Origin of the sequence: Protofrankia sp. Cas8, assembly GCF_963555845.1 — a bacterium.
In the GTDB taxonomy this organism is placed as follows: domain Bacteria; phylum Actinomycetota; class Actinomycetes; order Frankiales; family Frankiaceae; genus Protofrankia.
The window spans coordinates 1-13820 of sequence record NZ_CAUVXI010000154.1; the positions used below are offsets into that span (position 1 = coordinate 1).

Sequence of the window (13820 nt, forward strand, 5' to 3'; positions counted from 1 at the left end):
AGTCTCCGTCGGTCTGGCTGAAGCTGATCGTGTGAGCAACGGAATCGATGTGATCGCGTTCTGACCAGCAGAGCAGGCCGTTGCGGAAGACGACCGACCAGTCGGAGTCGACGGTTCCATCGTCGTGATCGGTGATTGTTACCTCACGAACGGTATCGGTGTACTCGGGATAGCGGCCGAAATCGCTGACGCGGGCGAAAACGGCGTCCACCCGGGCGGCGGGTATGAGGGTTTCCAGGGCAACGGTGCGCATCTCAGGCGCTCCTTTCCAGGGTTGTGGTGTGCGGGTGGCTCTCGTTCAACGCTCCGGCGGCGCCGGTGACCGCGGTCAGGACAAGGTCCACGTCGGCCGCGGTGAGCACCGCGGGTGGGGTGAGCCGGATGACGTTGTGGGCGTTGAGGGAGTGGTTCACGAGCACTCCACGTTCGATCATTTCGAGGACGAGCTCGCCGGCGAGTTGGGCATCGGCCAGCTCGATGCCGATCAGCAGGCCCGCACCCCGGACGTCGACCACGAGGTCTGGGCAGGTGCCGTGCAGGATGTCCTGTATGCCGGCAAGCAGCTGTTCGCCGAGCACTCGGGCACGTTCGACCAGCCCTTCGTCCCGGATGGTGGTCACGGCGGCCGCGGCAGCGGCCATGGCAACCGGAGCTTCCGCGAAGGTGGATGTGTGCAGGAACGGGTCGCGGTTGAACGGCGCGTACGTGGCGGCGGTCGCGACCATGGCGGCGACCGGGATGACTCCGCCGGAGAGGTTCTTGCCGACCAGCAGTATGTCGGGGATGACGTCGTCGGCATCCGCTCCCCACCAGCGTCCCAGCCGGCCCAACCCGGTCTGGATCTCGTCGACCACCAGCAGCGCGCCGTGGTCGCGACAGAGCGCGGCGACGTCACGCAGGTAACCGGCGGGCGGGAGGACCACGCCGCCTTCGCCCTGTACCGGCTCGACGACCACGCAGCAGTCCGCAACCGTGCCCAGGACCGCGGCCAGCGCCGTGGAGTCACCGAACGGTACGTGCCGCACTCCTGGCAGCAACGGCCGGAACGGCGCCTGGTAGAACTCGCGTGCGGTCAGGGACAGGGCACCCATCGTCTTGCCGTGGTACCCGCCGATCGTGGAGACCAGGCTGGTACGCCCATTGGCCCGGGCAAGCTTGATGGCCGCTTCGGTGGCCTCGGCACCCGACGTCACGAAGTGCACGTAGTCCAGACCGGGCGGGGTGATCTGGGCGAGGGTCTCGGCGGCGTGTGCGGCCACAGGTTCGAGCAGCAGGCGGGTCGCCATCGGGTGTCGCTGGATCTGGTCGACCACAGCCCGTATCACTGCCGGATGGCGGTGTCCGAGCAGAAAGACCCCGTAGCCGCCGCAGTCGAGGTACTCGTTTCCGGTGGCGTCCCAGACCCTGGCACCGTCGGACGCGACCTCCACCAACCCGCCGGTCAGACCCGCCAGCCGGGCCCGACCACGGCTGACGTGCCGGCGATAAGTGGTCGCGACCTCGGCCGCGCCGGTCGGGTAGGACGTGGACTCGTTCCTCCCGTTCGTACCGTTCGTACCGTTCGTACAGTTCGTACCGTTCATGCTGCAACCTCCGTCAGCCCGGCCGCACGCTCGTCGATCAGACCCTTGGCCAACGCCAGATATCGCACCGACGCGGCGAACGAGCTTTCCAGCGCGTGCGGCGTGGGTGCCTGGGTACCGGGGATGGCACCGAGGCTGGTGGGGAACGGGGGTGCCCCGGAGAACAGTGCGGTCATGGCAAGAAGGTCATCGAAGCGGCGCCTGGCCGTTGGGGGCAGCGGGTCGATGAACACCGGCCGGATCAGCCGTTCGACCATGTCCGGAACGACCAGGCGCGGCGCGGTCACGGCGATACCCAGCCGCTGCGCGGTGGCCAGACAGAAACCGAGCATGCTCTGGGCGGTCAGCGCCTGCGGCCCGGCGCTCAGCCAGTACACCCCGTCGGGAATCCCGGCACGGACCAGCGCGGTCAGCGCGCGGGCGACGACGTCCTGGGGGATGAAGTCGATCCGCGAGGACGGTTCCAGCGGCACCAGCGGAAGCTGGTTCTTCAACACCGCACTCGCGATCATGTGCAGTCCCTGGAGACGGACGATGCGCCCGGTGACCGAGTCGCCGATCACCACCGACGGTCGGACGATGGCGGCGGGAACGCCGCTGGCACCCACCAGAGCTTCGGCGGCCCGCTTGGAGCCCAGGTAGTCCTCGGGACGCGCGAGGGCCTCCCGTAGATCGCTGCCGGTCGCGCTGCGGGTCAGCTCGGCGCGCGCGACGAAGGCGGTGGAGACGTAGAGCAGCCGTGCCTCGCTGTCGGCGGTGAAGTCACAGATCCGCCCAGTTCCGGCTACGTTGAGCTCCTGGGTGGTCTGAGCTCCCGCGGCGAAGTCGGTGACCGCGGCAGCGTGGATCACGAAATCGACCTGCTCGCACAGTGTTTTGTAGGTCATCTGGTCGAGTCCGAGCCGAGGTCGGGCGATGTCGCCGTGGACCTGCTCGGACTCGACCCGGGCACGGCGGGTCAGGCTGATCACTCTGAAATGACGCCCGAGCATCGGCAACAGCGCGCTGCCCACCACGCCGGTGGCTCCGGTGAGCAGAATCGTGGGACGAGCGGACATTGTTCTCCCCTCATAAGCACTGGTGACGCGGCACCAGTGACGTGAGCCGGTTCGGATGTGAGCCGATTCGGGTCAGCCGACACGCAGTGGCTGCCCGGCGAAGTAGTCGCACAGCGGGTCCGACATCCGGGCTCGGGACGGTGGGTGGAATGCCAGCGCCGCGGTACAGGAGGCCAGGTAGGCCACATCGGGCGAGCTGATGTAGGCCATGCCGCCCAGCGCTTCGACGCTGCGGCGCACCGCGCGGGCAATCGCGTCCTGAACGGCGAAGCGGCACACCAGCGCCGCCGCGAGGGCGGCTTCACCGGCCAGACCGAGTGTCATTGCGCGGGCCACGCCCTCCACACAGCCCATCGCGGCTTCCAGCTCTACCGCGATACCGGCACGTTCGGACGCCGCGGTGCGGTCGGAGGTCAGCACCCGCTCGGCAAGTGCGCTGGCCATCCCCAGATAGGAGGCAGCCATAAGCAGCTCGAACCACAGGAACCCGGCGGTCTGCAGGTCGTCGGGGGTGTCATCGGGCCCGATCTCGGTGCGAACCAGCAGATCGGCGGGCACGGCCACCTCGTCCAGAGCAACCTCGTCGGACTCGGCGGCCGCCAGGACCGGCGACTTCCAGAACGGCCGCACCGACATGCCGGGGGTGTCGGCTGGAACGAGAGCCACGGCCAGCTGGGTACCCTCGGTGTCCGTTCGGGGCACGGCCACCGAGGCGGTGAGCAGGTCCATGGACCGGGCCAGGCTGCACGGCTTCTTCGCCCCGGAGATCACCACGCCGTCCTCGGTGGGTCGGGCGGTCATGCCAGGGGCGAGGATGGCCTGGCCGGGGCGGCCTTCGGCGAAACCGGAGGCCACCAGCAGCCCATCGCGGGCGATGCCCTCCAGCAGCATCCACTCGAAGCCGGTGCTGACCCGGCTTGTCTCGACCAGGCTCGCGATCGAGAAATGGTGCATCGTCGTCGCAACAGCCAGCGACGGCGAGCGCGAACCGAGCGCGCGCTGCACGCGGACCGCCTGGAGCACGTCGGCGCCGATGCCGGCGTGTTCCCTCGGCACGAGCAGCGCCGGCCCGTGGTGAGCCCGAAACGACTTCAGTGCCGGGCTACCCTGTTCTTCCAGAGTGGTCAGATCGTAGCCGCGCAACGCGGCATCCAGACCAGGTAGCAGCTGCTCCAGCGTCCGACGTTCCTCGGTCAGGAACCGCATTATCGTGTCTTCCTCTCGATGGTGTCCGCCACGGCTGAAAATCGATGTCGGACCGGCGTGCCGGCCGGTACACCAATCAGGTTGGGCTCTGTCCCCGGCCCCGTTCCAGGCATCTCAGGGCTGGCCGGCACGGCCCACAGGGTGTGGGAAAACACCACCTTGGTGGTGGCGGGTGTGTGCACCGCGGCGCGGCTTTACCGGGGCCCACCAAGGTGGGTTTTCCCGAACCCTTGAGCGGGTGGTGTGCACACCTGAGATGTATGGCGTGGGTCGAGGTCGTGGCCCAGGCTTGAGGGCATCCGGTTCGCGGTCTCCGGTTCGCGGTCGCCGGTTCCGGTACGGACGAGAGCCATCTCGTCCTCGATATCGGATTGAGCGTCCCGATAAACAGGAAGGGAATGGAGCCAATGGTGAGAGACAGCGGGGAGACGGCTACCCTGAGAGTGAGCACCCAAGGCAACGAGACCAGACTGCGGGCTGGTCGGACGTGCGTGGTCGGACGTGGCCCGGAATCTGACATCGTCATGGCCAATGTGCAGGTTTCACGAAGCCACCTGGTGATCGAGCCGGCCCGCAATGGATGGTCGGTGCGGGATGTCAGTTCGAACGGGACCTGGGCGAACGGCGAAAAAGTGGCTACCAGGATGGTCCGTGGCCGAACCAGCTTCCGGCTCGGCGCACCCACCGGCCCAGAGGTGGTGGTCGACGCCCAGGCCCCGTCCGCGGAGGCACCCACGGCCGAGCTGGCGACGCTGCTGCACGACAGCCCCGAGCGTGTACCCGGGCCAGGTGGCCCCGGAAGGCCAGGTGGGTCCGCAACGTCAGGTGGGTCCGGAATTCCCGAGGCGAGGACTCCGGGCTCGCGAAAAGCCATGATCGAATCGCCGTCGGCGGCCGAGGCGAAGAATGCACCGGGCCGGGCCGCGCTCGAGTACGAGCGCCACAACGTCCACCAGTTGTTCGACGGCACAACGTCGATCGGACGCAGCGCGGACAACGACATCACCGTGGCCGACCTGCTCGTCTCCCGACGCCATGCTGAACTGCACGTCGGCGACGCCGGGATCGAGATCGTCGATGTCGGGTCGGCCAACGGCACGTTCCTCAATGGACGGCGGGTGACTCAGGAATCCCTGAAAGAAAGCGATGTGGTCGCGGTCGGACACCACCTGTTCCAACTGCGAGGCAATACGCTGGTAGAGGCCGTCGACAAGGGGGATGCCACCTTCGAGGCGCAGGGACTGTCGGTGTCGGTCGGCGGCAAGCAGCTGCTGCATGATGTCAGTTTCCGGTTGCCGGCGCGCAGCCTGCTTGCTGTGATCGGCCCGAGTGGTGCGGGAAAGTCGACCCTGTTGGGCGCCATCACCGGGTTCCGTCCCGCGGACACCGGTTGTGTCCGCTATGCCGGCCGTGACGTCTACGCCGAGTACGACGAGCTGCGCCGCCGGATCGGCTACGTGCCCCAGGAAGATCTGCTGCATTCCGCCCTGACCGTGCGCAAGGCCCTGGAATACGGGGCCGAACTACGCTTCCCGCCGGACGTCAGCGCCGATGAGCGGCGGACACGCATCGATGAGGTGCTGGCCGAGCTTGGGCTGACAGCGCATGCGAACACACAGGTCAGCCGGTTGTCGGGCGGCCAGCGCAAGCGGACCAGCGTGGCGATGGAGCTGCTGACCAGGCCATCGCTGCTGTACTTGGACGAGCCGACGTCCGGTCTCGACGCGGGACTCGACAAGTCGGTCATGATGTCACTGCGTAAGCTCGCGGACGGCGGGCGCACCGTGGCCGTGGTGACGCACAGTGTGGCCCACCTCGACTCGTGCGACTACGTCATGGTCCTTGCCCCTGGCGGGCATGTCGCGTACTTCGGCCCGCCGCGCGGCGCCCTTCCGTACTTCGGCAAGCCCGACTTCTCCGATGTGTTCCTCGAGTTGGAGGCGAGCTCGGGTGCGGATGCCGGGGCCCGCTTCCGTGCATCCAACCTCTACGTCGCCACCTCCGTGACCGCACCGTCCGCCCGGGCGGCACCCGCGGAACTTGCGGGCCTGCGACAGCAGTCGGTGTTCGCACAGCTGTCAACGCTGTTTCGCCGCGCGCTGTCGGTGACCACATCCGACCGCTCCTACCTGCGACTCATCATCGCCTTCCCGGTCCTGCTCGGTCTGGTACCGCGGGGTGTCCGCGCCCGCCACGATCTGGGTGTGGTACCCGGCCAGTCGAACCTGGACGCACCCACGGTGTTGCTGGTGCTCGTCGTCTGCGCCTGCCTGATGGGGACGGCCAACGCCGTTCACGAGATCGTCAAGGAGCGGGCGATCTACCGTCGGGAACAGACGATCGGCCTGTCGACGACGGCCTACCTGAGTTCGAAGATTGTCATCCTGGCGCTGATCACCGGCGTCCAGTCGGTGATCCTGACGTTGATCGCCCTGCTCGGCCGGGCTCCGGCGCATGGAGCCGTCATCGATTCGCCCTGGCCGGAGGTGCTACTCGCGGTCGCGGTGGCTGCGCTCGGTTCGGCAATGCTGGGTCTGGTGATCTCTGCGGTGGTGGACAAGGCGGAGAAGGCGATGCCGCTGCTCGTGCTGATCACCATGACCCAGCTGGTGCTCTGTGGCGGCATGGTGCCCGTCGTCGGCCGCCCCGGGTTGGAACAGGCGAGCTGGCTGGCCCCTGCACGCTGGGGTTTTGCGGCACTGGCGTCGACCACGGATCTCAACGTGGTGTCGCGGAACGTCGTCGACGGCGATTCACGCTGGAATCACGCCGCGGCCACCTATGCCGGCAACCTGATGTTCGGACTTGTGGTCGCGGCCGGGGCAGTCGTGCTCTGCGCCTACATCCTCAGGCGCACCGAAACGCGCCTGCTGCGCCGCGCCGCGAGGAGGAGCGGCCGACTGCGAAAGAGCCACTGACAATCAGGATTTATCCGGATGAACATTAGATTCCATATTAGAGCGCCCGGCAATAGGGGCGTGGATGAAGGAGCGGGGCTGGGGTGCGTAGATCGCGAGGCGGAGGAGGGAGGCACCGGAGGTGTTGGGTGTCGACCGACGACAACGTGGCGAGGTGCGTGCCCCAGCCCCGCGACGCCGTTCCTCCTATTGCCGGGCGCTCTAATTCCAACAGTCGGGACCGGGTGGTCTGTTTTCATCCCGACGCCAACTACCAAGGTGTGGTTTCCCTACCCCTACAGGGCGTGGCGGGTGTCCCTGAGATATCTAGGCCGAGGCGCTTGCGTAATCCAACATCGTTGTATGGAACGGTCCAGATATCGAGCCTGCCGGTGCGGGATCGCTGCGTACCTGGTTGACGAGGGCACTCCGGAGCGCCCGGCAGGCCGGCGGACCGAAGGAACTCGGCGTGTGAGGACGGTTGACATGGCGCAGGAGATCACGGCTTCGGTGTTGAGCTTCACGGGCATCCCACCGCTGACCGTCGTGTATAGCGGGGGCGGTCCGTTCGGCATCGCCTATGGACTCGGGATCGCCCACGCCCTGATCGCCGCTGGCGTGCCCCTGCGGGAGGTGGACGCGCTCGGTACGTCATCCGGCGCATGGGTCGCGTCGTGTGTGGCCACCGGCGTGGGACGTGAGGTTCTGTGCGAGGTGCCACCGGTCCGGGTTCCGAACCCGATTCCGGGATGGATCCGGCGGACGGCTCGTAGCGTGTTCGGTGAGGCCCACGACGAACGGGTTCGGATCTCGGCGGTCGGGGTGCCCACGCTTCGCCGGCAGATATTGTCAGGGGGACGTTTCCCCTTGGCGGACCTGGTCGCAGCCTCCTCGAGCCTGCCCGGTCTGTTCCCACCCTCCCCGGTTGGCCATGGGCTGTACGTGGACGGCGCAGTCCGTTCACAGGCCTCCGTCGACCAGGCGCCAGCCGCACGCAACCTCCTGGTGATCGCGCCCGTCGCCGGTCCGGTGCTCGGCGCCGGCGGGCGGATCATCGAGCAACTGCTGACTCGGGAGATGCGTCGTTGGACGAAGGCAACCGGTGGCACGGTGCACCTGATCCGGCCTGACAGCGCGATCAGTCGGTTGGTCCGGCACCCGCTTGACCTGTTTGACCAACGCCGGGCACACGATGTGTACCCGATGGCGTTCGCGCAGGCGGCCCAGCTGCTCCAGACCCGGCCGGCGCTTGCTCGCCTGACCCGGCCGGCGCTTGCTCGCCTGACCCGGCCGGTGGGAGCTCCGCTGGCGGCCTGAGCGGTTGGCTCGGACGGCGCCACCGAGGCGAGCTTACGAAGTGCCTCCACCGGACGGGATGCACCACCCCGGCTCGGTTGCTCGGCGTTCGGATCGGCGTCGAGCACCTCAGCGGTACAGAAACGCGCGATTCGGCGGGCGGCGGCGGCCTCCCGGCGGAAACGGGCGCGAAACGCCGGATTACTCGCGACGTCGGACCGGATCACTTTGATCGAAACCAGGCGCCCAGGCGCGCTCCGGGCCAGGTAGACGATGCCTGTATGGCGCTGGCGGCACTGTGTCGAAGGATTCCACCGACCAGTCCGGAAAATATTCTTCTGAAATATCCGGGTCTTGTATGTATATTACGGAAATAATAGCGTGTAAAAGCTGATGATGTCGTTGCGTAAACCGCGGTGATTGGTTATTCACCCCATCCCGGGCGTTCGGCGCAGCGCCGTTATGGGCATCCCACCGAGTGGCCCGGGGTGGCTGCGGGCTGCGGGCTGCCGGAAATGATGATTGATGTCGGAGGTGGATTCCGGACAGCCCGATCTCTGTACCAGCCCGATCTCTGTACCAGCCCGATCTCTGTACCAGCCCGATCTCTGTACCAGCCCGATCTCTGTACCAGCCCGATCTCTGTACCAGCCCGATGAGGAGGCGGCACGGACGTGGAGTACCAACTTGCCATCGATGTGGGGTCGGCATGGGTGACGGCCGCTCTCGCTGATGGCGGCCGTGTCAGAGTCGTTTCGTTCGGCGGAGCCGGGTCACGGCTGCCGGCCGTGCTCTACCTGGGAGCGGACGGGTCGACACTGTTCGGGCACGCGGCCCGTCGCCGGGCGCTGGCGGACCCGGCGCGCGCGGCGTCGGACCTCCCTCGTCGCCTGGGTGATCCAACGCCACTGCTCATCGGTGGCGCATCCCTGCCGGTGGCGTCCCTGCTCGCACGGTTGCTCAGTCATGTGGTCGCAGAGGTGGTCAGCCAGACCGGCGGCCCGCCGACGAGCATCACCGTGAGCCATCCGGCGAGCTGGTCGCCCTACAAGATCGATCTGTTGTCGGGCGCGCTCCACCAGATCTCCGTCGATGGCTCGCCCACCTTCGCGACCTGTCCCGCCCCGGTGGCGGCCGCTACCTACCGCCAGCACCTGTCGGCCCGGACCGGGGATCCGGTCGCCGTCTACGACCTGGGCGCCGGCTCGTTCGACACCGCCGTCGTGGGCCTGGACGCAGGCTCGGAGGAGGGCTCGGGCGACGGGCCGGACGGCGGTCGGTGGGTCCTGCGCGGCCACCCCGACGGGCTGGAGCACATGGGCGGTCGTGATCTGGACGAGGCCGTCCTCGGACACGTGATGAATGTCCTGGGCGACAGGGTGGCGGGGTTCCCGTGGACGGCTCCGCCGGAGATCACCACGATACCGCGCACGGTGCCGCCGATCGACCCTGCTCTGCTGTCCGGATTCGCCCGGCTACGTGCCGAATGTACCGAGGCTCGGGAGACGTTGTCCGATGACACCGAGGCCGAGATCGGTGTTGTCCTGCCCTCGGTTGTCACCACGGTTCGGATAACCCGGGAAGAGTTCGACGCGCTCGCCCGGCCGGCTCTCACCGAGACTGTGGCCGCGCTGCGCCGCACGCTCCTGTCCGTGCCGGTAGACCCCTCCTACCTCGGCGCGGTCCTGCTGTGCGGCGGGTTGGTGCACACCCCACTCGTCCACGATCTGCTGGTGGCCGAGCTGGGCGCGGACGTGATGCTCGATGTGCGTCCGGCCGGGGAGATCGCGCTTGGCACGGCCCTGATCGCGGCGCACGAGGCATCGCCCGAGCTGGCATCCCCTGACGCGGTCGACCACGTCGAGGGGCCTGTCAAGGGGCCTGCCGGCGATGACGGGCCTGCTGCCGACGAGGAGCGGACCGGCATACCTGCCACAGGCCTCATTCCCCCGCCACTGCCCGCGAGCGTGCCGCCGGCCGATCGCTACCGGTCGCGTCCGGGTGCGGCAGCCACGGCGCAGAATCAGGTGTCCGCGCACGAACCCGTCGCACCTGCCGGTCATGGCTCTCGGCGGTTGACCGGGCCTGTGCGCAGGCACCCGTGGGCGTTCACGGCTATGATCATCTGGATGATTCCGTTGATTGTCATCGCGGTCGTCCTGTTCGGTGGCGGGAGCTCAGGCGGCGGGGCCGGGGAGTACCACTACGCCTCGCCGTGGGTCTACCGGGCACAGGAACAGGCCGAGAACCTCCCGCCGCCTGCGGTCGGGGACGTGCCCAACCCGGGCCCGAACGACGTCACCGTGGGTGGCTCGATCGAGGTGGCACCGGTCACGGAGACCGCTTACGCGCTGTTCCGCAGACAGCAGCGCGACGTCCAGGTGACAACCCGTGCGGTGAATACCGACGACGGCTTCGCCAAGTTGTGCCAAGGCCAGCTTGACATCAGCGGTGCGTCATTCCCCAAGGAACCCACCGCCGCGTGCGGGCAGGATCAGGTGAGTGCCTTCGAGGTCGCGCACGAGACGTTGCCGGTCGTGGTGGACAGGAGCAACACCTGGGCGCGCTGCCTCACCCTCGCGCAACTGCACGCGGTCTGGGGGAAGGAATCCACGATCAGTTCGTGGCGGCAGGTCGACCCGTCCTTCCCGGATGTTCCTCTGACACCGGCGGGTTTCAACCCCGGCTCGATCCCGAACGCCTTCTTTAACGCCGGAGTCAACAATGGCAGGGAGGAGGGCCGGACGGACTTCCGCAGCTATTCCGACGGCAACGCCATTGCCCAGGCGGTGGGGTCGACCAGGGGCGCGGTGGGGTATGTGGATTTCCCGACCCTGGCCGCAAACACCGACCGTGTCAGTGGAGTCCAGATCAACAATGGGTCGGGATGCGTTGAGCCGACCCTGGAAAACGCCCGCGCCGGTCGGTATCTGCCGTTGTGCAAGCCGCTCTACATCTATGTCCGGTCTGCGGCATTGCGCCGTCCCGCGGTGGCAGCGTTCGTCAGGTTCTACCTGTCCAATCAAGCGGAGATCGCCGTGGCGGCCCACACCGTGCCTCGCGACGAGGCGGAGATCAAGGAATCGGTCGAGAAAGTGGACGAACTCACCAAGGATGTCGGCCCGGTGCGGCCAGGTTGACATTCTCGGACAGCTACCCACAGGGCGGTCGGTAAGCCGTGTCGGGAAGGAATCGGCTCCACTCCTGCGGGGTCAGATGGTTGCCCGGGTCTGCGCATGCCGCAGCGGCGAGCCTGGTGGGGTCGAGCCGCAGGAGTCTGATCGTCGCGTCGTTGCCGGCCGTGGCCAACGTCTCGCCGCCGGCATCGAATGCCACCGTCTGCACGCCGCCAGCCGGCGCGCCGGTGAGGCGCGCAAGGACGGGGTCGCGGGGGCTGGTCACGTCGACCAGGCCGACCGTTGCGTCCAGGCTTGCCGTGGCGAGCCAGGCGCCACCGAACGCGACACCGGTCACCCAGTCGAGGTGATCGGTCAGCACCGCGTCGGGGGCCGGGCGAGCGGGGTCGGAGACATCCCACAGCCGTGCGGTGTGGTCGTCACCGCCAGTGGCGAGCAGATGTCCGTCCTGGTTGAAAGCGATCCCCTCCACGACCCCGTTGTGGCCGGTTATCGTCGCAAGAGAACGCGGGGCCTGACGGTCGCTGATGCCCCACAGCCGGGCCGTGCCATCGACCGAGGCGGTGGCCAGGATCCGCCCGTCCGGCGCGAACGCGACGCTCTGTACAGGGCCGAGATGGCCATAGAGGCTCGTCAGGAACATCGGGTGTCGCGGGTCGGAGACGTCCCACAGCCGCGCCGAGCGGTCATCGCTTGCGGTCGCGACGGTGCGGCCGTCCGGACTGAACGCCACGCCGTTCAACGGGCCGATATGGCCGGCCAGCGTGGACAGCGCAGCTGGCCGGTACGGGTCGGAGACATCGGTGAGGCGAGCGGTGCTGTCCGGGCCGGCAGTAGCCAGCAGACGTCCGTCCGGGCTGATCGCCATGCTGTTGGCCTGCCCTGTTCGCTCGCTGAGCGTAGCCGCAGGCATCACCGGGGCGTGACTGGTGGCATCGAAGAGGGCAACAATACCGTCGGAGCCAGGACCCGGGCCGGAGCCCGCGAGCAGCCGGCCGTCCGAGCTGAGCGCGACTGCCCTGACGGACTTCGTGGGCATGGCAACGGGGGTGGCCGACGGCCAGACGAAAGATGTGATCATTGCGAGCCGGGCCTCGGGCGTGGGGGACAGTTTCCAGGCAGCGAGGCTGAGCCGGGCGGCCAGTGCCGGGTCTTTCGCACGCTGCGTGTCCGCCGCTGTGGTGAGCCGGCGGGAAGCGTCCTGGGACCTGCCGGGGGAGGACCGCGATGTCAGCACCGTGGCGAGGGTTCCCGCTACCAGGATGCACGCGAACAATCCGGCGAGAATCGCCCGCTTGCCGACAACCCACCGCCACCACCGCGCGGGCAACGACGGCCGGGAAGGCCACCCATTCGGTGTCGGAGGCGTCGGCGTCGGCGTCGGCGTCTGGGGTCTCTGGGGTGCCTGAGGTCTCGGGGGTGTCGGGGGCGCAGACGCGGGGCTGGGCGCCGGTATGCGCGCCGGAGCCTGTGATCGGGCTTGGCCCTGTGATCGGGACGGCGTCGATGGGTTCGCGGCCGCTGGCGCGGGGAACGACGCAATCGGCGTGACGCCCGGCTGGTGCGGTCGCCGTTCCGCTGGGGACGCGTGCGGCGGGGACGCTGGTTCGGTCAAGACGGTTTCGGCTATCGATGGATCACCGAGGAGACGTACGAGCAGGTTCTGGGCGCTGGGCCGCTCGGCCGGGTTCTTGCCCATGGCTTCTTCGACAAGCAGACTCAGCTCGTCATCCAGGCCATCGAGGCATGGCTGGGTGTGCACGGCCCGGTACAGCAAGGCGTCGGTCGGCCCCTGCCCGAACGGAAGGCGGCCGGTGCCCGCATAGAGGACGACGCCGCCCCAGGCGAAGACGTCCACCGCTGGGGTGATCTCGTCTCCGACGATCTGTTCTGGCGCCATGAAGCCAGGGGTTCCGATCCGCTGCTTGTCGCCGCTGATTGTGGTGAGCGCCGTTGTGCGCGCCATCCCAAAGTCGATCACCTTGGGTCCCATGGCGGAAACAAGCACATTGGACGGTGTGAGGTCACCATGAGTTACGCCAGCGTTGTGGATGGCGGTCAGCGCGGTCGCGACATTCACGGCGAGCAGTTCGAGGTCTGTCGAGCGTAGCGGGCCCTGCTCCGAGACCGTCACGGACAGCGTCAGCCCTTCGACGTATTCAGTGACCAGGTAGGGCTGGTCGGCATCGGGGTCGGCGTCGAGGACAGCGGCTGTGCAGAACCGCGCGACCCGGCGGGCGTTCACCGCCTCCCGCCGGAATCGCTCCCGGAACTCCGGTGCACGGGCGAAGTCGGGCCGGATCATCTTGACGGCGACCAACGGGCCGTCCGGGCGTCGTCCGAGGTACACCGTGCCCATCCCGCCCTGGCCGAGCCGGCCATGCAGGTGGTAGGGCCCGAGCCTGCGTGGGTCACCGGTGTGCAGCGGCGATGCGGACCGGGGAGCCGCATCCGCCACTGTCTTCACCCACCCCTATCGGATTTCCGCCGGCACCGGGTGATCTGCCCCCACCGTGCCCGTTGATACCCGGCCCGTTGATACCCGGACCGTGGGTGACCATGCCGCGGCCCGGCCACTTCAGGCGAAAGTCAGATCCCCATGAGCGACCACGTCAGGGTGTGAAGGGTCCGGGCGTGAAGGGT

8 protein-coding genes and 1 pseudogene are annotated in these 13820 nt (G+C 68.0%); 3 read left to right on the top strand and 6 right to left on the bottom strand.

Annotation, left to right across the window (positions count from 1 at the left end; all coding sequences use genetic code 11):
• From U9977_RS19330 to U9977_RS19345, 4 genes are all read right to left on the bottom strand, one after another.
• Positions 1 to 253 (bottom strand): SRPBCC family protein (locus U9977_RS19330; RefSeq protein ID WP_322750689.1); only part of this gene is annotated, 253 nt, incomplete at its 3' end.
• A 1-nt stretch (position 254) separates the two neighbouring features.
• A complete protein-coding gene (locus U9977_RS19335; RefSeq protein WP_322750690.1) occupies positions 255 to 1583 on the bottom strand; it encodes an aspartate aminotransferase family protein in 1329 nt (442 codons plus the stop codon).
• On the bottom strand, positions 1580 to 2641 hold the full coding sequence (locus tag U9977_RS19340; protein WP_322750691.1) for an SDR family oxidoreductase: 1062 nt from the start codon (positions 2639 to 2641) through the stop codon (positions 1580 to 1582). The genes U9977_RS19335 and U9977_RS19340 overlap by 4 nt, the downstream gene beginning before the upstream one ends.
• A gap of 72 nt (positions 2642 to 2713) precedes the next feature.
• Entirely contained in the window at positions 2714 to 3847 is a 1134-nt protein-coding gene (locus tag U9977_RS19345; protein WP_322750692.1) for an acyl-CoA dehydrogenase family protein, read from the bottom strand.
• A gap of 407 nt (positions 3848 to 4254) precedes the next feature.
• On the opposite strand from U9977_RS19345, the gene U9977_RS19350 reads away from it, so the two are divergent.
• Entirely contained in the window at positions 4255 to 6765 is a 2511-nt protein-coding gene (locus tag U9977_RS19350) for an ATP-binding cassette domain-containing protein (protein ID WP_322750693.1), read from the top strand.
• A 450-nt stretch (positions 6766 to 7215) separates the two neighbouring features.
• Complete coding sequence (locus tag U9977_RS19355) at positions 7216 to 8061, top strand: patatin-like phospholipase family protein (RefSeq protein ID WP_322750694.1); 846 nt, start codon at positions 7216 to 7218, stop codon at positions 8059 to 8061.
• 74 nt (positions 8062 to 8135) lie between these two features.
• Here U9977_RS19355 and U9977_RS19360 read toward each other — a convergent pair.
• Positions 8136 to 8318 (bottom strand): annotated as a pseudogene (locus tag U9977_RS19360) (hypothetical protein); the annotation flags it as partial.
• Between the two features lie 396 nt (positions 8319 to 8714).
• On the opposite strand from U9977_RS19360, the gene U9977_RS19365 reads away from it, so the two are divergent.
• Positions 8715 to 11180 carry a substrate-binding domain-containing protein gene (locus tag U9977_RS19365; protein ID WP_322750695.1) on the top strand — a complete coding sequence of 822 codons (2466 nt, stop codon included), beginning with the start codon at positions 8715 to 8717 and terminating at the stop codon, positions 11178 to 11180.
• Between the two features lie 13 nt (positions 11181 to 11193).
• Here the strand turns inward: U9977_RS19365 and U9977_RS19370 are convergent, their stop codons facing one another.
• On the bottom strand, positions 11194 to 13644 hold the full coding sequence (locus U9977_RS19370) for a serine/threonine-protein kinase (protein ID WP_322750696.1): 2451 nt from the start codon (positions 13642 to 13644) through the stop codon (positions 11194 to 11196).
• Positions 13645 to 13820: the final 176 nt, after the last annotated feature.